Source organism: Actinacidiphila acidipaludis (assembly GCF_019890725.1).
Classification (GTDB): domain Bacteria; phylum Actinomycetota; class Actinomycetes; order Streptomycetales; family Streptomycetaceae; genus Actinacidiphila; species Actinacidiphila acidipaludis.
Map to the genome: position 1 here is coordinate 24,918 of NZ_JAINZZ010000023.1, position 19,757 is coordinate 44,674.

Here is a 19,757-nt window from a genome sequence, read left to right on the forward strand (position 1 = left end):
CCCGGCTTTCACGCGGTGGGGTTGTCCTTCCGAGCCTGCTGCCGATTGCGGAACGCCTCACGGCGTCCCTGCTCCTCGGCGACCTCTTGCTGCGAGGGTTCGTCCTCTCCCGGACCGATGACGCACCAGAAGGACGGCATGCTGCTGAAGGCCTCGACGTAGTCGTCCTCCATGCGCGCCGCGACGACTCGCCGTGACCCGGTCGGGGTGCCGTCGTCGCTACCAGCGGAGGGGTACTCGATCTCTTCTTGGATGAGCCAGCCCGGCAGGGGAAGGACCTGCATCGTGCCGTCCTCGGCGAGCACGACGTAGCGCCAGCCCGGTGCGGCCGGGCGGAAGTCGATCGTGTTGAACCTGTAGTCGCGTCCCATGCGGTCTCCTACACGCAAATTTGATTGATGTGATTGACGGGATTGGTTCTGACCTGCGGTGATGCGTTGACGTGATTGGTGACGGGATTGGAGGGAGCCTGACGTGGTTGACGTTATTGGTTCTGACCTGCGGTTTTGGGGGAAACGTCGAGGTTGGCTCCAATCCCGGCAGTCGTCACCAATCGCGTCACCAATCACGTCACTGGCTGACGTTGAGAACCCGCAGGCCGCGGCCAATCCCGTCAATCCCGCAATCGCGTCAGCACGTGTACGCGCGCGCGAGGAGTCAGGCATCGGCGCTCCCGTCGACCCACGCCTCGGGCAGGTACCAGTGAGCGGCCTTCTCCTTGCCGAAGCCCTGTTGACGGGACCTGATGCCGAGTTTCCGCTTGGCCCTGTCGATGGCTGACTCGCTGAACCCCGCGGCCCGTGCGTACTTCCTGATCTCCGGCAGTCGCTCGGAGCCGCCCAAGTCGGTGAGGAAGTCCTGCAGCCACGACTGCGCCTCACCGACCGCTCCCCGCTCGTCGGGCTGCGTCTCGGCGCGCATGACGTCGCGAACGGACGTTGTGGATTCGTCGCCGAGGACGAATCGCGACACATAGGAGGGGCCTTCGTCGGTGTCGACGATCGCCGACTGAATTCCGTAAGAGAACGACGGCAGACCGAGCCGGCCGAGGTTGTTCTTCTCCAAGCTCATGACGAACTCGTCGTTGCCCTCGTCGTCTTCCTGCTTGGCGAAGGCGATGAGGCTGCGGATGAGCTGGCCGAAGGCGCCGGACCCGGCGACCCGGGTGAGTGGGTCGGCGGTCCCTGCCTTGGTGAAGTGGGCCAGGCCGAGGATGGTGAAGTGGTGCCGGTCTGCTGCCGCGACGAGCGGTTCGAGGGCGGAGCGGACCTCTGCGGCCCGGTAGTCGTTGATGGTGCTGTCGATCATCGAAAGCAGGGGGTCAGCGACCACCAGCGCCACGCTGTACTCCTCGACGGCCTTACCGAGCAATGAGATGTCCGTGGGCAGGGTCAGACGAGCGTGCAGGGCCTCGTCGTCTACGACGTCCACCCGGAACACGAGATCCATGTCGGCGCCAGCGGCGATCAGCCGGGGCGCGATGGTGTAGGACCACGAGTCCTCGGTGGCCGCGTACACCACTCCGCGGGGCTGCCCAAGGAGCTGACCAGGGAGCGTGCCCCGGGTGACCTGGGACGTGACCCAGACGGCGAACTGTGACTTCCCGAGACCCGGTCCACCTGCGGCGAGGGCAAGTGAGTTGAGCGGAATGCGGCCGTGCGAGGTCGGCGGCTGCCCGTCCGGGGTCGTGTCCCAGAGCCAGCGAACCGGCCGGATCTTGATCCGAGAGGCAGGAGTGAGCACCAGCTTGCGGCTCGGCCCCTCGGGACGGTCGTCCGCCGGCGCTTCCTGAGGTACTGGCCGTCGGAGAACTGCACCTTCGGGCCACTCCCCTAGGTCCGGCGCGACGCTAGGCAGCGCGACGAGCCCCCGCAGTGCGGGGTCCATGGGGCGAGGGCTGGTCACGCGGCTGTCTCCTGGGGGGCGCTGTTCAGGTCGGTCTGCTGGCCGTTGACGAGGCAGCGGCGCCAGCCGGGTCGGCCGGGGACGGCAACTGGCGGCCAGCCGTTGGAGGCCCGCACTGGAATGGCCTCGCACTTGCTGGCGGCGTTGCGGAGCTCGCGTTGTGTGCGCATGCCCCGCAGGTGGCGGGCGAGTTTGACGGCTTCGGCGTCCGCGTCGCGGGTGACTTCCTGCCACCACGCCACGGGGTCGTACTCGCCGAGCTCGTCGAGCCACCGCTGTTCGATGTGGTGGCGCCGCCACTGCTCGGCAGCCACGAGGATCGCTGCGGCACGCTTGGGGTCGTCGGCTGTGAGCTGCAGCCATGCCCGGCTGCCGTACCGCGGCAGATCGCCGAGATCGAGGTCGGTGATCTGAGCAGAGGCCCAGAGGGCTACGGGGTCGGTGTGCTCGAACGGCATTAGGCACCCCTCCCGTAGTCGGCGAGGCTCTTGACGATCTGCGCGGCGCGGGCCTGCGCTGCGGCCGACCGGCGTCGGCGCAGGATGAGGCGCGCACAGGCCGCCAAGGAGACGGCGTCTTCGGCTCCGCCGCTTAGTACCTCCCGCATATGGCCGTCGAGTGCTTTGCCGATGTCGTCGGCCAGACGCTGCAGTTGGTCGTCTGTCAGGCCGTGCAGGTTGTCCATTGCCGCGTCGAGGGTGCTGGGCGCTACGCTGGTCACGGCGTGCTGGTCACTGTCGTTTGTGGAGGCCCCCGGGGTGCTGACCCGGGGGTTTTCGTTTGTGGTCACGGATGCTTCCGTTCGCGAAGTGCGAAGGCTGCGGGCGCCGTTGGAACGGCCCTTCGCGGTCAGGTAGCGGGCGCAGCACCGGCGGTGCTGGATCTTGTGCAGAGGCGGCGTCACGGAACCGCCTGGTGTCAGGCAGTGGCGGACAGGTCCGCGGGGGGCGTCGCGCCTGCGGTTCCGTTCTGCTCGGCTTCGAGGCGCCGCACGAACTCGTGCAGGGCTTCAGCCGGCACCCGCCGGGAGTGGCCGATCTTGACGCTGCGCAGTTCGCGGGTCGCGATCAGGTTCCGGGTGGCGGAGATGCTCAAGCCGAGTTGCTCGGCCGCTTCACGGACGGGGTAGAGGATGCGAGTCATTCGGGCTCCTGAGTAGGTGGCGGCGAGTACGCGTAGCCGCTTGCTCACACAGCACCATAGAGCGCCATGGCGCATCGATCAAGTATGTGGAGTCACTTACTCACGTGCGTGGTGCCACTTGCTCACGCAGTGGCGCGCTGACATGCTCGATCGCATGGCATGGGATATCGACCGCTGGGACATCGAGGTACGGCCCTGGGGCTGGCTGCGCTTGCGTGAGCAGACCGGCGACGGACCGTCCGTGTACCTCCACTACCAGCTCACCGGCTCGCCCGGGAAAGAACGGCTTGACCTCCAGTCAGCCGTCATGCAGGCAGGCGAGTCCGAGGCGCTGAGCGGCAGGATCTGGCGCAGGATCCCGCTCAGCCAGATCGAGGAGGCCCTAACACAACTTCTCGTGCAGCTCCCCTTCAGCGCCCCCACCGAGGCCATCGCGCGCCGCGCCGGCGAGGCCCGCAGAAGCTTCCTCGAAGGCTCAGACCTCATGGAGATCGAGGCGCCCACTCTCGACGTCCTGGACGCCTACTTCGAGAGCACTGAGGACGTCGCGACGGTCTTCTTCAACCCTGTCGATGGCTCGACTCTCCACACCATGGAAGGGGATGGCCTGCCTGCGGGCCGTATCCCTGCCATCAAGCCGCCTGCTGGGCGCATCACTCCCGAGTTCCTTGAGGATCTCGCGGAGGCGTACCGGTACTTCACTGGGGCGAACAAGTCTCCGGCCCCGGCTATCGCCGAGGTCGCCGACGTGCCCGTTCGGACAGTCCACCGATGGATCTACGAAGCCCGTAAGCGCGGCGTCTTGCCGCCTGCACGAACTGGGAGGGCAGGATGACCGGTCGCCGAGCGAACGGAGAGTCCTCGGTCTACTTCTCGGAGTCTGATGGCAAGTGGCACGGCTGGGTCACGGTGGGCACCAGGCCTGACGGCCGGCCGGACCGCCGTCATCGGATGGGTGCCGACGAGGCTAAGGTCCGGGCAGCCGTGCGGGACCTGGAGAAGCAGCGCGACTCGGGGAAGGTCCGCAAGCCTGGCCGGCCGCCGACTATGGCGCAGTGGATGGGGACCTTCCTGAACACCGTGTGCGCCCGCAAGGTCGAGGACGGCACCATGGCGCCTCGCAGCCTGGACGACTACCGCAGCAAAAACGCGCTGTATATCGAACCGGGCATCGGAAAGCACCGGATCGACCGTCTGACCCCGGATCACTTGGATGCGCTGTACCTGGCCCTTCTGCGCCGTGGGCTCGCATCCTCGACGGTCCTGAAGGTGCACCGGATCGTCAGCCGCGCCCTGAAGGTCGCCATGCAGCGCGAGATCATCACGCGCAACGTCGCGACCCTCTTGGACGCACCCGCTCCGGCTGAGACAGAGATCGAACCCTTGACCCGCGATGAAGCCCGCGCCGCTCTGGAGGTCGCGGGCAAGCGTCGCAACGGCGTGCGGTGGTCGGTGGGTTCCGCTCTCGGCCTACGGCAGGGCGAGGCTCTCGGCCTGCGCTGGTCGTACCTCGACCTTGAGACCGGCATGGCGCGGGTGCACTGGCAGCTGCAGCGACTCAACTGGCAGCACGGCTGCGAGGATCCGCACGCCTGTGGCGAGAAGCACCACCACAAGGGCTGCAAGGCGAACTGCAAGGCGCACACGAAGTACAAGCGAGGTTGTCCGCCGGCGTGCGCGAGGAACTGCACCAAGCATGCGAAGGCGTGCCCGGAGCGTCGCGGTGGTGGCCTGGTCTTCCGTGTACCCAAGGGCAAGAACAAGCGGATCGTCCCTGTCCCGCCGCCGCTGGTGTCGGCCCTGCGGGCTCACCGGGTGGCGCAGAAGCGGGAGCGCCTGGCGGCCGGCGAACTGTGGGAGGAGAACGACCTGGTGTTCTGCCAGGCCAACGGCCGCCCGATCGACCCTCGCCGCGACTGGGACGACCTCCAGGAGATTCTCCAGGAGGCGGGCATCGCAGCCCGCGGTACGCACGCCCAGGGCCGCCACACAGCCGGCACGCTGCTGACGGAGAACGGCGTCGGCCTCCGCGTGGTGATGGAGATCCTCGGCCACTCACAGCCGCGCGTGGCCCAGCGATACACCCATGTGAGTTCGCCTCTGGCCGAGGATGCAGCAGCCAAGATGGGCACGTCACTGTGGGGCTAACTGCAACTGGCATTGCCACTGGAGATCAAAAAGACCTGCACGCTCCGGGAAGAACGTGCAGGTCAGAGGTGGAGCCGCCTTCGGGATTCGAACCCGAGACCTACGCATTACGAGTGCGTTGCTCTGGCCAACTGAGCTAAGGCGGCTTGCTGGAGACTGCGATCACCAAGGGTGGCAGCAGCAGCGGGGAAAAGTCTACAGGGTTCCGGAGGGTGCTCCGACCAGGGTCCCGATCATGAGGTCCCGCTGGTCAGAGGCACCCCCTCGGACGGCCCGGATGCGTGCGGGGCCCGGCCCGCCCGGCACCCGCGGCAGCCCCTCACTTGCAGACCGTCCCCTTCGCCGGCACCTTCCCCTCCAGCAGATACGCGTTCACCGACGTGTCGATGCAGTCGGAGCCCCGCGCGTACGCGGTGTGGCCGTCGCCGTCGTAGGTCAGCAGGTGGCCCGAGTCGAGCTGGTCGGCCAGCGAGACGGCCCAGGCGTAGGGCGTGGCCGGGTCCCGGATCGTGCCCACCACCAGGATCGGGCCCGCCCCGGGCGCGGTGATCCTCGCGGCGTGCCCCGTGGCCTTCACCGGCCAGTACCCGCAGACCAGCGACGACCAGGCCAGCGTCGTCCCGAAGTGCGGCGACGCCTTCCGGAAGGCGGGCAGGGCCCGCTCGACGTCGGCCGTCGAGCGCAGAGCCGGCGGCAGGTCCAGGCAGTTCACGGCGGCGTTGGCGTACATCAGATTGCTGTACTTGCCGGAGTCGTCGCGCTCGTAGTAGCTGTCGGAGAGCTTCAGCAGCGGGTCGCCGTCGCCCTTCTCCGCGCCGGCCAGCGCCCCCCGCAGCGTCGGCCACGCGCTCTGGTCGTACATCGCGGCGATCACCCCGGTGGTCCCCAGCGCCTCGGTCAGCTTGCGCGACGTCCCGGTCGGCAGCGGATGCCCGTCCAGGCTCTTGAACAGCGCGTCCAGTCGCTTGCCCGCGTCGGCGACCGACGTCGTGCCCAGCGGGCAGGACGCCTGCTGCAGGCAGTTCTTGGCGAACGCGTCGAACGCGACCTCGAACCCGCCCGCCTGCGCCCGGCTGCTCTCCAGCGCACCGACCGACGGGTCCATCGCCCCGTCCAGCACGAGCTTGCCCACCCGCTTGGGGAACAGCCCGGCATACGTCGCGCCGAGGAACGTGCCGTAGGACTTCCCGACGTAGTTGAGCTGCTGGTCGCCGAGGATCCCGCGCAGCACGTCCATGTCGCGGGCCGAGTCGACGGTCGAGACGTGGTCGAGCAGCTTCGCCGAGTGCTGCTCGCAGCCCGCCGCGAAGTTCTTGTCCGCGGACTCCAGCTTGGTGATCTCGGCCGAGTCGTCGGGGGTGGTGTCGACGGCGGTGTAGGTGTCCATCTGCTTGTCGGTCAGGCACTCCACCGGAGCACTGCGGGCCACACCGCGCGGGTCGACGGCCACCATGTCGTACCGCGCGGTGACCGCCGCGGGGTAGCCGAGCGCCGCGTACTGCAGGTAGTCGATGGCCGAGCCGCCCGGCCCGCCCGGGTTGACCAGCAGCGAGCCGAGGCGCTTGCCGGGGCCCGCGGCCTTCTTCCGCGCCACCGCGAGCGTGAGGTCGCCGCCCGCCTTCGGGTGCGCGTAGTCCAGCGGGACCTTCATCGTCGTGCAGTCGAAGCCCGCCGCCCCGCAGCTGCGCCACTTCAGCTTCTGGTGGTAGTACGGCGCGAGGTCGGCGGAACTCGCGGCGCCCGACGAGGACGACGTGTCCGACGAGCCGCCGGAGGCCCCGGCCTCGGGCGACGACGCGGACGCCGGGTGGCCGCTCCCGCCCGAGGAACAGGCGGACAGCAGCAGACCGGTCGCGACGACGACGGCCGCGGGGATCCTCAGCAGGGACCGGGCGCGGCGGACCCCGTCGACGGGCACCGCACCGGCGGGCTCAGGCTGCGGCAGCTGACCGGAACGTCGCGGATTCAGACGCGTGAAGTGCGGCATCGTCGGCTCGGGTCCTCCCGTCGGGTGAAGTGCGAGCGTATCGGCCGCGCACGGTCGATGATCGACCATCCTGTCGCCTTTCGAGTGATTGCGGAAACCGGACACGACCGGCTGCCGCCCTCATGTGCGCGGGTGCGAGATGCGCGACGGGCCGTCGAGCTTCTCGGTGAAGTACGCGGCGACCGTCTCGAACAGCTGGCGCCGCGGCGCCAGTCCGTCGAGCGTGCGGACGCTGACGCCGCGGGCGTGCAGGGTCGTACGGAGCTGGTGCCCGGACGTGCGCGGGCCGCTCTCCCCCGGGCCGGTGGCCAGCAGCAGCGCCGGGTGGGCGGCCGAGCCGGTCCCGGCGGCGGTCGCGTTGCCCGGGAGCGCGGCCGCAGTCGCGTAACTGCCGGAGACCCCGGCGGCGGCGCCGTATCGGCCGGCGTTGGCCAGCGCCTCCTGCACCGCGCAGGACGCCTGCGGGCCGATGCCGAGGATGCCGCGGGCGGTGGTCGCGGTCAGGGTGCGGTAGCGGCTCGCGACCTCGTCCAGCACGGTGGCCGGCGTGGGCCCCTGAGCGCCGGGCGCCGGTGCGCAGCCGGGCGGGATGACCAGCACGAACAGGTCGGCCTTGTGCTGCTGCGCGCCGACCGCGAAGCCCTTGAAGAGGTCCACGGGGTCGGTCGTGTGCACGACGACGACGGGGTACGCGATGCCGGCCGACCGCTTGGCGTCGTACAGCGGCGGAAGCCAGACCTGCGTCCCGTCCCGCAGGACCTCCAGGGTGCCGCCGGCGGGGTGCGCGACGGTGCGGACCTCCGGAGGCGGGGGGGCGGGGTGCGGGGTCCGCGGCGGGGGCGGGGGCGGCGGAGGTACGACCGGCGCCGCGGTCGTCGCGCGGGTGGTGGCCGCCGCCGTGCGGGTGTGCCCGGTGGGCTCGGTGTGCCACATCGTGACGGCCAGCATCGCGACGAGGGCGGCGCAGGTGGTGGCGGCGCCGGCGCGCAGGACGGTGCCGCGGCGGTCGACGGGCAGTTCGTAGACGCGGCCGGCCTGCTCGCCGCGCCAGTACCGCAGGGTGCGGAAGGCCAGCACGGCGGTGGCGGCGGCGGCCGCGAGCAGCATCACGGTGAGGACGGCGTCGGCCACGGCGGTACCCCTTCGGGACGGCGGGCGCCCTCCCGCCCGGCCCGGCGGGGAGAACCTCTCCCCCACCCTCGCCTGTCGCGGGGCGGTCCTGGCGGTGCCGTGGCGGGGGGTGGGGGGTGTGATCACCCGAACAGGTGCACCAGGCCTCCGGCCCGGTAGGGGGTACGGCCTCCGGGGTGCCCCCGGGCCGCCGTTCCCGGCCTCCGCCCGGTGGTGGGTTGGTGGCGCCGTTCCTCGCGCCCCTGATCACGTGCCGTTCGTCCACTTGTCGGGGGCAGTCCGGAAGCCGGGGCGGGAAACGCTAGGCCGCGCGGAGGGAGAGGGTCATGGCCTCTACGGCCAGGAGAGGAGCGACGTTCGCGGCGAGAGCCTCGCGGCAGGCGAGCACCGCCTCGATGCGCCGCAGGCTCTGCTCGGGCCGGGACGACGTCGCGACCTGCTCGATACCGTCCCTGACCTCCGTGTTCGCGATGCGGTCCGCCGTACCGCCGAGCTGGATCGCGAGCACGTCGCGGTAGAAGCCGGCGAGGTCGGTGAGGGCCAGGTCGAGGGTGTCGCGCTGGGTGCGGGTGGCACGCCGCTTCTGCCGGTCCGCCAGCTCCTTCATCGCGCCGGCCGTGCCCCGCGGCATCCGGCTCCCCGCGCCCGCGGCGGCGCCGAGCGCGGCCCGCAGCTCCTCCGTCTCCTTGGCGTCGACCTCCTCGGCCACGGCCTTGGCGTCCTCCGCGGCCGCGTCCACCAGCTCCTGGGCGGCGCGCAGGCACCCGCCGACGTCCGCGACGCGCAGCGGCACCCGCAGCACCGAGGCGCGCCGGGCCCGCGCCTGCTCGTCCGTGGCCAGCCGCAGGGCCCGCCCGATGTGCCCCTGCGTGGCCCGCGCGACCTGGGCGGCCAGTCCGGGGTCGATGCCGTCCCGGCGCATCAGCACGTCGGCGACGGCGTCGACGGACGGTGTCCGCAGCGTCAGCAGGCGGCAGCGGGACCGGATCGTCGGCAGAGCGTCCTCGACGGACGGCGCGCACAACAGCCACACCGTCCGCGGCGCCGGCTCCTCGACGGCCTTGAGCAGGACGTTCGCCGCGCCCTCGGTCAGCCGGTCGGCGTCCTCCATGAGGATCACCTGCCAGCGGCCGCCGGCCGGCGAGAGGCTGGACCGGCGCACCAGGTCCCGGGTCTCCTTCACGCCGATCGACAGCAGGTCCGTGCGGACGGTCTCGACGTCGGCGTGCGTGCCGATCAGGGCGGTGTGGCAGCCGTCGCAGAACCCGCAGCCGGGGGTCGCGCCCAGCTTCTTGTCGGGGCTGGTGCACTGCAGGGCCGCGGCGAAGGCCCGGGCGGCGGTGGAACGGCCGGATCCGGGCGGGCCGGTGAAGAGCCAGGCGTGCGTCATCCCCGAGGCCTTGGCGTCCGTGCCCGCGGCGTCGAGGTGCTCCTCCACGATGCGGTCGGCGGCTGTCGCCGCGGCCGTGAGTTCGGCGACGATGCGGGGCTGGCCGATGAGGTCGTCCCATACGGGCATGGTGGGCGTCCCTCTTCCTTTTCCGGGGTCCCCCCATTCTGCGGTACGGGGCGGACAGCGTGTCCTAGGCATCGGGCTGCGGTGCCCCTGTCCGTCGGCGCGGGTAGCCCTGCCTTGGGCTTGTTTTGCCCACCCACCCACCCGTGACCGTCGTCCGTCAGGTGCGGGTTACCTGTTCATGGGTCGGTGCCAGTCCGGGAGTACCTCCTCGGACTTGTGCGTGCACCCTTCTTCCCTCTGGCTGGGCGGGTGGGTGCACAAGTCCTGCGGGGGCACTCCCTCCCCGTCCCCTCCGCTCTGCCCGGCGGCTGCCGGTGATCCAAGGGGTAAAGAGGTCTTCCCGGCCCGCCCGGGTGTACCCGATTCACCCCCCACCGGCCGGCAGCCGCCGACGAGGCCGGAGGGGACGGGGAGGGAGTGCCCCCGCAGGAACTGTGCATCCGCCCGGGTCAAGAAGCGGAAGAACGCGGCACGCACAGTTCCGAGGAGGTACTCCCGGACTGGCCCCGACCCCACCACCAGAGACCCGCACCTGACGGACAACCGTCACGGGCGGGCGGGTGGGAAAAACAAGCCCAAGGCAGGCATGCCCGCACCGACGGACAGCGGCACCCCACACGCGAACCCCTAGAGCGTCAAGCGATGAACCCCCGACGCAACAGCCCGCTGCTCCGGCGCATCCGCCCCCGTCCAGCACGACCCCCGCCGCGCCAGCAGCCTCCGCAGCCACAGCTCCGTGGAGACGAGGTCGGCCAGCCCGTCCATGGGCAGCGCCACCCCCTCCGCGGCGCCGCGCAGCGCGTCCCGCACCACCCGGGCCTCCACCAGCCCCGCGTCGGCCAGCAGCGGCGCCTCGAAGAGGTCGAGCAGCGGGTCGAGGGCGGCGCGCAGGCCGACCCGGGACGGTCCGGCGCCGGACGGCGACGGCGCTCCCCAGCCGGGCGGCAACTCCCGGACGCCCGCTCCCAGCAGCACCTCCCGCAGCACCTCCGCCCGGGCTCCCGGGCGGACCCGCAGCGCGCCGGGCAGCGCCTGGCAGGCGCGGACGACCTGGTTGTCGAGGAAGGGCGCGTGCAGCCGCTGGGAGGGGACGGCCGCGGCCTGCTCCAGGACGCGGAAGTCCGCGGCGTGGCGGGCGAGCGCGGCGCGGGCACGCCGTTCGCCGGGGCGTTCCAGCGGCCACGGGCGCCGGGCGGCGTCCTGGAGGCGCAGCGACACCTCGGCGAGGGCCTCGCCGGTGAGCCAGCGCGCGGCAGGACCGGGCCGCACCCAGGTCATGGCGGCGAGCGACGCGCCGAGCGGCCCGCGCGGCAGCCCGCTCGTGGCCACGTCGTGCCGCAGCAGCGCGGCCGCGATGTCCTCGACGCCGCGCTGGTACGGGGTGCGGGCCAGCCGCCGGGCGGCCCGGTAGACGGTGACGGGCACGGTGAACGGGACCCGCAGCGGGTGCCCGGCCACGGCCACGTCGGCGCGGGTGAGGGCGGCGACGGGCCGCACCAGGTGGCGCCGGCGCCGGTCCATCAGCAGGTCGGCCAGGCGGGCGGGGTGCGCGTCGAGCACCTGGCGGGCGCCGTAGCCCATGATGTGGTCCGCGCCGCCGGCCGACAGCCGCCTGCGGTGGCGTTCGGCGACGACGAGCGCGGGCCCGGGTTCGTCGGTGAGCCGGCCGAGGCTGTCGCCGGTGAGGTCGGCGTACGGCAGGGCCTCGTCCCCGCCCGCGACGACGACGTGCCGCAGCCGGGGGTCGGCGGCCAGCGCCCCGGCCCGGGCCAACTCGGCCTCGCGGCCGGGCTGTCCGCCGGCGGCGAGGTCGTTGAAGGTGACGGCCAGCAGCCGCTCTCCGGCGAGGCTGCCGGGGGCGCCGGGCAGCATGCCGGGCATGCCGGGCAGCCCGGCGGCCAGCAGGGCCAGGGTGGCGGAGGCGCTGCCGCCGGAGAGGTCGGCGCCGATGCCGGGCGCGGGCGCCTCGCCGGGGTCGGGGACGAACCGTGGCTGGGCGAGGCGGGCGCGGACCGCTTCGACGAGTGCGTCCCGGACGCCTTCGACGGCGGCCTCGGCGTCGGCGGCGCTGGCCGGCTGGTGGCCGACGGCGAGGGAGGCGGTGGGCTCGTAGCCGGCGATCTCGGGGGTGCCGTCGCGCAGGATGAGGGCGTGGCCGGGCGGTACGCGCCGCACTCCGAGGTAGGGCGTGCCGTCGGTCAGCGCCTCGGGCGAGTCGGGGCAGGCGAGGGTGGCCGCGAGGTGGGTGACGTCGAGGCCGGCTTCGACGAGGTCGGCGAGCGGGAGTGCGGCGGTGGCGTACGCGGTGCCGCCGGACCAGCGGGTGTGGAAGACCGGGCGGGCGCCGGCCAGGTCGCCCAGGACCGTGATGCGGCGGCCGAGCTGGAGGACGGCGGTGTAGCTGCCGGGCCAGGCGGTGACGTGCCGCAGCGCTCCGCCGCGGGCGGCGACCAGTCCCAGGCGCAGCTGGGCGTCGGTGGCGCCGCAGCGGCCGAGGACGGCGAGGCGGGCGACGCCGTGCGGGGACTGCGCCGCGCCGCCGTTGGCGTCGAAGCCGTGGTAACCCCCGTACGGGGTGTGTCCGTTGACGCCGGAGTCCGGTGCGCCCCAGGTGCCGTAGGCGCTGCCGTCGGCGCCGCTGGGGACGGGTCCGGCGTGCACGACGCGGATCTCGTCGGGCCGCCAGTCGCCGACGGCCCACAGCGGATCATCGCCGGACCAAAGGAGTTGCCCGGCCACGGGCAGCAGGGTGCGGGCCTTCCCGCCGGAAAAACGACCAGTGGTGGCACTGCTCCACCCCACCAACCACCGCATCGCCGCCTCCACAGGCTGTGGACAGCGGGCGCGGGCGCCACCGTGCTTTCCCGCCCCGCTCGCCGCCACGTCCGACGTCCGAAAGACCATGCTGCCACGTGGAAGCGCGCAAAGAGGCGCATGGGTACACCAAGGAGCGCCGCGTCGCCGACCCCAAGTGGGCGCAATACGAAGGGAAAGCGCCGGTGCGTGGTGGATGCACGGGTGACCGGGACCGGTGGGGCGGGCGCGCACCGAAACATCTGGTTCGCGCCAAATTCCTTGGCACATACCGCAGTTGATATGCCGTGGCGGTCAACCGCGAGTCAGCGGTGGTCGGGTGCCGGAGGCGGTGGCGGACTCGGACTGGCGACGGTGGGGCCGTGGTGCGCGGACGGGGCGCCGGATGGGGCCGGCGGTGGCGGCCGGCGCGACGATGGTGCCGGGCGACGGCCCGGGAGGGGCGAACGCACCTCCCGGGCCGGTCCGCCACCCGCGGGGATTGTGGCAGCGGAACTCCCGGACCCGTCCTCCCCGCCCAGCCGCAGGGCGGGGCAACGGGCGGACCCATGGCCACCATGCAAGCGCCGCCCCGCCGCACCGCACAGAGCGCACGGCCGGGCGCACGGCCACATATACCGGGAGCACACGCCGGATCGTGCGCGGAGCGCTTCCACCGGGGGGCCGGAATCCGGCCATCCGGCACAAGGCTCTTAACGGTCGGGATCCGGCGAACTACGCTGGGTGTATCCGGTTCGCACCCGTACGCGCGGCTCGGGTATCCGGCACATGCGACGCGCGGGCCCCCAAGGGGTCCGCGTGGTGGCTGAATCGGGTTCCATGGGGAGGGCGACCCCCGTACCCCACGACATGACCAGGCCGGCCGGCCTGCCCCCAGCGGCATCACGAGGTGAACCGCAGTGAACAGAGAACACCGCGGGCCGAACGAGAAACTCGGCGCCCTTCTCGGCGTGGCGGGCATCAGCAACGCGGGACTCGCCCGGCGGGTCAACGACCTCGGCGCGCAACGCGGTCTGACGCTGCGTTATGACAAGACGTCCGTGGCCCGCTGGGTCACCAAGGGAATGGTGCCGCAGGGCGCGGCGCCGCATCTCATCGCCGCCGCGATCGCCGGGAAGCTCGGCCGTCCGGTGCCGCTGCACGAGATAGGTCTGGCGGACGCCGATCCGGCGCCGGAGGTGGGCCTCGCCTTCCCCCGGGACGTCTCCGAGGCGGTGAAATCGGCCACCGATCTGTGGCGGCTGGACCTCGGCGGGCGGCGCGGGCCCGGGGGTGCGGGCATCTGGCAGACGCTGGCCGGATCTTTCGCAGTGAGCGCTTACGTCACGCCCGCTTCGCGGTGGTTGATCACCCCGGCCGACGCGACGGTGGCCCGGGACGCGCCCGCGCCCGGCATGGCGCATGTGGGGCACACGGACGTCACGAAGCTCCGCGAGGCCGCCGAGGACGCCCGCCGCTGGGACTCCAAGTACGGTGGCGGCGACTGGCGTTCGGGCATGGTGCCGGAGTGCCTGCGGGTCGAGGCCGCACCGCTGCTGCTCGGTTCCTACAGCGACGACGTGGGTCGCGCGCTGTTCGGCGCGACCGCCGAACTCACCCGCCTGGCCGGGTGGATGGCGTTCGACACCGGCCAGCAGGAGGCCGCGCAGCGCTACTACATCCAGGCGCTGCGGCTGGCCCGGGCGGCCGCCGACGTACCGCTCGGCGGCTACGTCCTGGCGTCGATGTCGCTGCAGGCCACGTACCGGAACTTCGCCGACGAGGGCGTGGACCTCGCCCAGGCCGCGCTGGAGCGCAACCGCGGGCTGGCCACCGCCCGGACCATGAGCTTCTTCCATCTGGTGGAGGCGCGGGCGCACGCCAAGGCGGGCGAGGCGGCGGCCTGCGGGGCGTCGCTGGCCGCGGCCGAGGGGCTGCTGGAGCGGGCCCGGGAGGGCGACGCCGACCCGAGCTGGCTGGGCTTCTACTCCTACGACCGGCTCGCCGCGGACGCCGCCGAGTGCTATCGCGACCTGAAGATCCCGCGGCAGGTGCAACGGTTCACCGAACAGGCGCTGGCCCGGCCGACGGAGGAGTTCGTCCGGTCGCACGGGCTGCGGCTGGTGGTCTCCGCGGTCGCCGAACTGGAGTCCGGCAACCTCGACGCCTGCTGCGCCGCGGGGGTGAAGGCGGTCGAGGTGGCCAACCGCATCTCGTCGGTCCGCACCACGGAGTACGTCCGGGACCTGCTGCACCGGCTGGAGCCGTACAACGACGAGCCGCGCGTGCTGGAACTGCGGGAGCGGGCCCGTCCGCTGCTGGCGGCCCCGGCCTGACCGGCCGCCGCGGGCGGCCCCCCGCCCGGAACCCGGCAGCCCTGGGCCCCGCCCGGCTCCGGCAGCCCTGGGCCCCGGGCCCGCGAGCCCCGCGGCCGGGCAGTACGGCCGCCACCAGGAGGCCCCGTCGCCGCGCTCCCGGGCCCTCGCCGGCGGTTGGCGCCGTCGTCGGCGGTTGTTGCCCTGTCCGCCGGAGTGACACGGGCCCGCGCGGGGTACATCCGCTCCGGGAGCGGAGCGCGTACGCCCGCCTGACCAGCACCGAAGGCACCAGCGACACCACCCGTACCGGCAGCGCCTCCCGCACGTCCCGCACGTCCCGCCGTCCTCCGCCCGGTCCCGCCGACCGGTCCGCTCGTCGACCCGACCGACCGTCCACCCGTCCGACCGTCCACCCGACCCGAAGCACCGAGGAGCCGAGAGCAGATGACCACCCCGAGCCGTACGGACGTCCTGGTGGTCGGCGCCGGAATCGTCGGCCTGGCGACGGCGTACGCCCTGCTCCGCGAGGCCCCGCACCTGTCGGTCACGGTGCTCGACAAGGAGGACGGCCCGGCCCGCCACCAGACCGGGCGCAACAGCGGGGTCATCCACAGCGGCATCTACTACCGGCCCGGCAGCCTCAAGGCCCGTTACGCGCTGGAGGGTTCGGCCGAGACGCCCAAGTTCTGCGCCGAGCACGGCATCGCGTACGAGGTCACCGGCAAGCTGATCGTCGCCACCCGGCAGGACGAGCTGCCGCGGCTGCACGCGTTGATCCAGCGCGGCCGCGAACACGGACTGGCAGTGCGGGAGTTGGGTCCGGCGCAGATCGCCGAACGGGAGCCGGAGATCGCCGGGCTCGCCGCGATCCACGTCGCGTCCACCGGCATCTGCGACTTCGGCGGCGTCGCCGCGGCGCTCGCCCGCCTGGTGACGGACGCGGGCGGCACCGTCCGCTACGGCCGCGAGGTCACCGCGATCGACCGCGACGGCGCCGCCATCACCGTCCGCACCGGGGACGGCACGGCCCTGCGCACCCGGGTGCTGGTCAACTGCGCGGGCCTGCACAGCGACCGGCTGGCGCGTCTGGCCGGGCACGAGCCGGGCATGCGCATCGTGCCGTTCCGGGGCGAGTTCTACGAGCTGGTGCCGCGGCGCCAGGGCCTGGTGCGCGGCCTGGTGTACCCGGTGCCGGACCCCGCGTTCCCCTTCCTCGGCGTGCACCTGACCCGGTCGGTGCACGGCGGCGTCCACCTCGGGCCGAACGCCGTGCCCGCGCTGGCCCGCGAGGGCTACCGGCGCAGCACGGTCAAGCTCCGCGACATGCTGGACACCGCGGCCTTCCCCGGCACCTGGCGGATCGCCCGCCGCCACTGGCGTCAGGAGGCCGGCGAGATCCGCCGTTCGCTGTCGAAGCGGGCGTTCACCGCGGACGCCCGGCGACTGCTGCCCGCACTGCGGCCCGAGGACCTGGTGCCGGCGCCGGCCGGTGTGCGGGCCCAGGCGGTGCTGCCGGACGGCACGCTCGTCGACGACTTCCTCTTCGGCGGCGAGGGCCCCTTCGTCCACGTGCTGAACGCGCCCTCGCCCGCCGCGACGGCCGCGCTGCCGATCGGCCGGGAGGTCGCCGCCCGGGCGCTGGAGGCGCTGGGCACGACGTGAACGGGTACGGGGGGCGGCCCGGCCGACCGGACGGAGCTCACCGGTCTCGGGCGGAATCCGTCGCCCCCGGGCCGCTCCCGGGGTGTGATCGGCGCCGCACCGGGCCGGGCGGCGGGTCCCCGTAGAATCGAGGGCACTGTGTCCACGTCATCCACCGCCCCCCGCACCGCCCCCGCGCGCCCCGACGCCCCGGCCGCGCCCGTCCCCGCCGCAGCCGCCGCCGTGAAGTTCCCGGCGGGCCCGGCCCCCGATCCGGCCGGGTCCCGTACCGAGCACCGCATCCGTTCGTTCCACGCGCGGCGCGGGCGGATCACGCAGGCCCAGGCGGCGGCGATCGACCGGCACTGGGCGCGGTGGGGCGTGGAGCTGGACGGCTCCCCGCTGGACCTCGCCGCGCTCTTCGGTGACCCCGGGCTGCCGGTCGTCCTGGAGATCGGCTTCGGCATGGGCGACGCGACCGCGCGGATGGCCGCGGCCGACCCGTCGACCGGCATCCTCGCGGTGGACGTGCACACGCCCGGCCAGGGCAACCTGCTGATGCTGGCGGAACGCGACGGCCTGACGAACGTGCGGGTCGCCAACGGTGACGCGATCGTGCTGCTGCGCGACATGCTGCCGCCGGCCTCGCTGGCGGGCCTGCGCGTGTACTTCCCCGATCCGTGGCCCAAGGCCAAGCACCACAAGCGCCGGCTGATCCAGCCGTCGTTCCTCGACCTGGTCGTGCCGCTGCTGCGGCCCGGCGCGGTCGTGCACCTCGCGACGGACTGGGAGCCGTACGCCGAGCAGATGCTGGAGGTGCTGGAGGCGGCGCCCGGTCTGGCCAACCGGTACCCGGCGGCGGGAAGCGCCGGAGCGGCCCTGGGCGAGGGCGGGTTCGCGCCGCGGCCGGACTTCCGGCCGATGACGAAGTTCGAGCGCCAGGGCCTGGAGAAGGGCCACGTGGTGCGCGACCTGCTGTTCACGCGGGTCTGAGCACCGGCCGCCGGCGGCAACACCCTCGCGCGGCGGCCCCGTCACCCGTACTGTCGACGGGTGTCAACGTATCCGTCCCCGGTCCCCTCCCCTTCCGACCCCGAGCCGTCACCACCCGCTTCCGCGCCCTACGCCGCTCCCTCGTCCGTGCCCCCGTCCGCGCCGCCTGCGGCCGTGCCGGCGTCCGTGCCCGGGCAACCGCAGGTGGTCCAGGCCCCGGTGTCCGTCGCGGAAGTGCCGGCGCCCGCGCCGGGCACCTGGAAGTACGCCCCGCGGCGGTCGTTCTGGGAGAGCAAAGGGGTGCGTACCGGGGCGCTGTTCACGGTGCTCGCCGTGTGCGGCGTGGTCATCCTCGCGCTGGTGCGGCACCACATAGGCACCGAGCCGTTCCTGGTCGGGCTGGCCCTGGCGATCCTGCCGGTGCCGCTGCTGCTGTGGGTGTTCCTGTGGCTGGACCACGTGGCGCCCAGCCCGTGGCAGAACGTCGTCTTCGCCTTCTCGTGGGGTTCGTGCGCGGCGACGCTGGTCGCGCTGTTCGCCAACGAGTACGGCGCGAAGCTGCTCGCGACGACGTTCTCCGGCACGCCCACGCAGAGCGACCACTGGGGGGCCACGTTCGTGGCGCCGCTGGTGGAGGAGACCGCGAAGGGCACCGCGATCCTGCTGCTCTTCCTGGCGCGGCGGCGGCAGTTCGAGTCGGTGCTGGACGGCATCGTGGTCGCGGGCCTGACCGCGACGGGCTTCGCGTTCACCGAGAACATCCTGTACATCGGCACGGCGTTCAGCGAGGACAAGGCCCTGGGCTCGCACGGCATCGGGACGACGACGGTCGCGACGTTCATCGTGCGCGTGCTGATGACGCCGTTCGCGCACCCGCTGTTCACGTCGATGACGGGGATCGGGTTCGCGCTCGCGGCGGTGCTGCGCCCCGGCCGGCGGTGGCGGTGGCGCTGGCTGCCCCCGGTGGTCGGCTGGCTGCTGGCGATGGGCCTGCACGGCACGTGGAACGGCTCGTCGATGACCTCGCCGGTGACGTTCCTGACGTTGTACGTGGCCGTGATGATCCCGGCGTTCGGCATGCTGGTGTGGCTGGCGTTCTGGGCGCGGTCGAACGAACTGCGGACCGTGCGGAGGCATCTGGTGGCCTACGCCTCGGCGGGCTGGCTGACGCCGGCCGAGCCCGGGGCGCTGGGCTCGATGGCTATCCGGGCGGAGGCGCGGAGGGTCGCGCGGCGGTTCCAGGGCGAGGTGGCGGCACGGGCGGTGCGGGAGTACGCGGCGTTCGCCACGCATCTGGCGTTCCTGCGCGGGGCCGCGACGCGCGGCGCCCCCGCCCCCGACTACGCGGCCCGCGAGGCCGAGTTGCTCCACCACCTGTGGCAGCGCAAGGCCTACGCCCAGCCGGCCCTGCAGTACGCGGTCGACCCGCCGCCGCGGTGGGCCCCCGCTCCCTGGCACCAGCCCGCCCCCCGCCCCGGCCTGCTCACCTACCACCAGCCCGCCCGCCCCACGCCCTTCCCGCATCCGGCCCCGCCCTCGGACCCCTCGCCGCCCCGCGACCCGTACGCGCCGCCGAAGCATCTGTAGGAAACTGGACGCATGGACTACGCGCGCATGCGGGCGGTGGCCGAAGAGCTGTCCAAGCACACGCCGGACTACTTCCGTGGGTACGAGATCAGGATCGACGGCATCATCATGATGGTGCCGCCGTCGCGGCCTCATGAGCGCACCGCTCTCCGCATCCGCCAACAGCTCGACCACCAGTTGCCCGCGCAGCTCGTGGCGCACACCGGCGGCGAGGTCGAGGATGCCTCCATCGGCAGGCTGCGCCGCCCGGACGTGATCGTGGTTCCTGACGCGGCCTTCGAAGAGGACACGATGGAGCCGTTCCATCCTGAGGATGTCGTCCTCGTTGTCGAGATCGTGTCGCCGTCGAACGACACGTCCGACTACGTCGAGAAGGTCCGCGACTACGCGGCGATGGGCATCGGGCTTTACCTGCTGGTCGACCCGCGCAAGGGGACGCTGACGGTCTTCACCGACCCCGGCGGGTCCCCGGACGGCCCGCGCTACCACGGGCAGCACGACTACGCCTTCGGCGACGACGTGGCGGTCGGGCCGTGGACCCTGTCGACCAGCGGGCTGCGGCCGTACCCCGCGGCGCGCTGAGCGCTCCCCG

At 72.8% G+C, this 19,757-nt stretch carries 16 protein-coding genes and 1 tRNA gene; 7 read left to right on the forward strand and 10 right to left on the reverse strand.

All coding sequences use genetic code 11. The features are described from left to right. Positions 1 to 8: 8 nt before the first annotated feature. From K7862_RS19225 to K7862_RS19245, 5 genes are all read right to left on the reverse strand, one after another. Complete coding sequence (locus K7862_RS19225; protein ID WP_222964091.1) at positions 9 to 371, reverse strand: hypothetical protein; 363 nt, start codon at positions 369 to 371, stop codon at positions 9 to 11. A 286-nt stretch (positions 372 to 657) separates the two neighbouring features. Further along, positions 658 to 1,887: an AAA family ATPase gene (locus K7862_RS19230; RefSeq protein ID WP_222964093.1), complete on the reverse strand. Its 1,230-nt coding sequence runs from the start codon at positions 1,885 to 1,887 to the stop codon at positions 658 to 660. A gap of 14 nt (positions 1,888 to 1,901) precedes the next feature. Further along, a complete protein-coding gene (locus K7862_RS19235) occupies positions 1,902 to 2,363 on the reverse strand; it encodes a DUF2742 domain-containing protein (protein ID WP_262413437.1) in 462 nt (153 codons plus the stop codon). Further along, positions 2,363 to 2,695: a hypothetical protein gene (locus tag K7862_RS19240; protein ID WP_222964095.1), complete on the reverse strand. Its 333-nt coding sequence runs from the start codon at positions 2,693 to 2,695 to the stop codon at positions 2,363 to 2,365. Before K7862_RS19240 ends, K7862_RS19235 begins: the two co-directional genes overlap by 1 nt. A 128-nt stretch (positions 2,696 to 2,823) precedes the next feature. Further along, entirely contained in the window at positions 2,824 to 3,048 is a 225-nt protein-coding gene (locus tag K7862_RS19245) for a helix-turn-helix domain-containing protein (RefSeq protein ID WP_222964097.1), read from the reverse strand. A gap of 154 nt (positions 3,049 to 3,202) precedes the next feature. Between K7862_RS19245 and K7862_RS19250 the strand changes: the two genes are divergently transcribed. Beyond that, positions 3,203 to 3,883: a hypothetical protein gene (locus tag K7862_RS19250; RefSeq protein ID WP_222964099.1), complete on the forward strand. Its 681-nt coding sequence runs from the start codon at positions 3,203 to 3,205 to the stop codon at positions 3,881 to 3,883. A 116-nt stretch (positions 3,884 to 3,999) separates the two neighbouring features. Continuing rightward, complete coding sequence (locus K7862_RS19255) at positions 4,000 to 5,196, forward strand: tyrosine-type recombinase/integrase (protein WP_222964101.1); 1,197 nt, start codon at positions 4,000 to 4,002, stop codon at positions 5,194 to 5,196. Positions 5,197 to 5,265: 69 nt separating this feature from the next. Here K7862_RS19255 and K7862_RS19260 read toward each other — a convergent pair. The 5 genes from K7862_RS19260 to K7862_RS19280 form a co-directional block, all read right to left on the reverse strand. Continuing rightward, positions 5,266 to 5,342: transfer RNA gene (locus K7862_RS19260), tRNA-Thr, on the reverse strand. Between the two features lie 173 nt (positions 5,343 to 5,515). Then, a complete protein-coding gene (locus K7862_RS19265) occupies positions 5,516 to 7,114 on the reverse strand; it encodes an alpha/beta hydrolase (protein WP_372461592.1) in 1,599 nt (532 codons plus the stop codon). Positions 7,115 to 7,303: 189 nt separating this feature from the next. Next, positions 7,304 to 8,314 carry a hypothetical protein gene (locus K7862_RS19270; protein WP_222964105.1) on the reverse strand — a complete coding sequence of 337 codons (1,011 nt, stop codon included), beginning with the start codon at positions 8,312 to 8,314 and terminating at the stop codon, positions 7,304 to 7,306. A 301-nt stretch (positions 8,315 to 8,615) separates the two neighbouring features. Further along, entirely contained in the window at positions 8,616 to 9,833 is a 1,218-nt protein-coding gene (locus K7862_RS19275; RefSeq protein ID WP_222964107.1) for a DNA polymerase III subunit delta', read from the reverse strand. 627 nt (positions 9,834 to 10,460) lie between these two features. Continuing rightward, positions 10,461 to 12,647: an asparagine synthase-related protein gene (locus tag K7862_RS19280; protein WP_222964109.1), complete on the reverse strand. Its 2,187-nt coding sequence runs from the start codon at positions 12,645 to 12,647 to the stop codon at positions 10,461 to 10,463. Positions 12,648 to 13,546: 899 nt separating this feature from the next. Between K7862_RS19280 and K7862_RS19285 the strand changes: the two genes are divergently transcribed. The 5 genes from K7862_RS19285 to K7862_RS19305 all read left to right on the forward strand — a co-directional run bounded on the left by K7862_RS19285 (position 13,547) and on the right by K7862_RS19305 (position 19,747). Continuing rightward, positions 13,547 to 14,962 carry an NsdA family TPR-like regulatory protein gene (locus tag K7862_RS19285; protein WP_222964111.1) on the forward strand — a complete coding sequence of 472 codons (1,416 nt, stop codon included), beginning with the start codon at positions 13,547 to 13,549 and terminating at the stop codon, positions 14,960 to 14,962. A 426-nt stretch (positions 14,963 to 15,388) separates the two neighbouring features. Then, positions 15,389 to 16,606, forward strand: coding sequence for an L-2-hydroxyglutarate dehydrogenase (gene lhgD / locus K7862_RS19290; RefSeq protein ID WP_222964113.1), 1,218 nt, complete (start codon positions 15,389 to 15,391; stop codon positions 16,604 to 16,606). A 138-nt stretch (positions 16,607 to 16,744) separates the two neighbouring features. Then, positions 16,745 to 17,578, forward strand: a complete 834-nt coding sequence (trmB, locus tag K7862_RS19295) for a tRNA (guanosine(46)-N7)-methyltransferase TrmB (RefSeq protein ID WP_372461593.1) — start codon at positions 16,745 to 16,747, stop codon at positions 17,576 to 17,578. A 219-nt stretch (positions 17,579 to 17,797) separates the two neighbouring features. Beyond that, the gene (locus K7862_RS19300) at positions 17,798 to 19,165 is read left to right on the forward strand and encodes a PrsW family intramembrane metalloprotease (protein ID WP_308012069.1); all 1,368 of its coding nucleotides are present in this window, start codon (positions 17,798 to 17,800) and stop codon (positions 19,163 to 19,165) included. Positions 19,166 to 19,177: 12 nt separating this feature from the next. Continuing rightward, on the forward strand, positions 19,178 to 19,747 hold the full coding sequence (locus K7862_RS19305; RefSeq protein ID WP_222964117.1) for a Uma2 family endonuclease: 570 nt from the start codon (positions 19,178 to 19,180) through the stop codon (positions 19,745 to 19,747). The last annotated feature ends 10 nt before the right edge of the window (positions 19,748 to 19,757 follow it).

What these genes read in the sequence shown, in the direction of transcription:
- K7862_RS19225 (WP_222964091.1), bottom strand. Translation starts at nt 371, where the DNA reads ATGGGACGCGACTACAGGTTCAACACGATCGACTTCCGCCCGGCCGCA.
- K7862_RS19230 (WP_222964093.1), bottom strand. Translation starts at nt 1,887, where the DNA reads ATGGACCCCGCACTGCGGGGGCTCGTCGCGCTGCCTAGCGTCGCGCCG.
- K7862_RS19235 (WP_262413437.1), bottom strand. Translation starts at nt 2,363, where the DNA reads ATGCCGTTCGAGCACACCGACCCCGTAGCCCTCTGGGCCTCTGCTCAG.
- K7862_RS19245 (WP_222964097.1), bottom strand. Translation starts at nt 3,048, where the DNA reads ATGACTCGCATCCTCTACCCCGTCCGTGAAGCGGCCGAGCAACTCGGC.
- K7862_RS19250 (WP_222964099.1), top strand. Translation starts at nt 3,203, where the DNA reads ATGGCATGGGATATCGACCGCTGGGACATCGAGGTACGGCCCTGGGGC.
- K7862_RS19255 (WP_222964101.1), top strand. Translation starts at nt 4,000, where the DNA reads ATGGGTGCCGACGAGGCTAAGGTCCGGGCAGCCGTGCGGGACCTGGAG.
- K7862_RS19275 (WP_222964107.1), bottom strand. Translation starts at nt 9,833, where the DNA reads ATGCCCGTATGGGACGACCTCATCGGCCAGCCCCGCATCGTCGCCGAA.
- K7862_RS19280 (WP_222964109.1), bottom strand. Translation starts at nt 12,647, where the DNA reads ATGCGGTGGTTGGTGGGGTGGAGCAGTGCCACCACTGGTCGTTTTTCC.
- lhgD (WP_222964113.1), top strand. Translation starts at nt 15,389, where the DNA reads ATGACCACCCCGAGCCGTACGGACGTCCTGGTGGTCGGCGCCGGAATC.
- K7862_RS19305 (WP_222964117.1), top strand. Translation starts at nt 19,178, where the DNA reads ATGGACTACGCGCGCATGCGGGCGGTGGCCGAAGAGCTGTCCAAGCAC.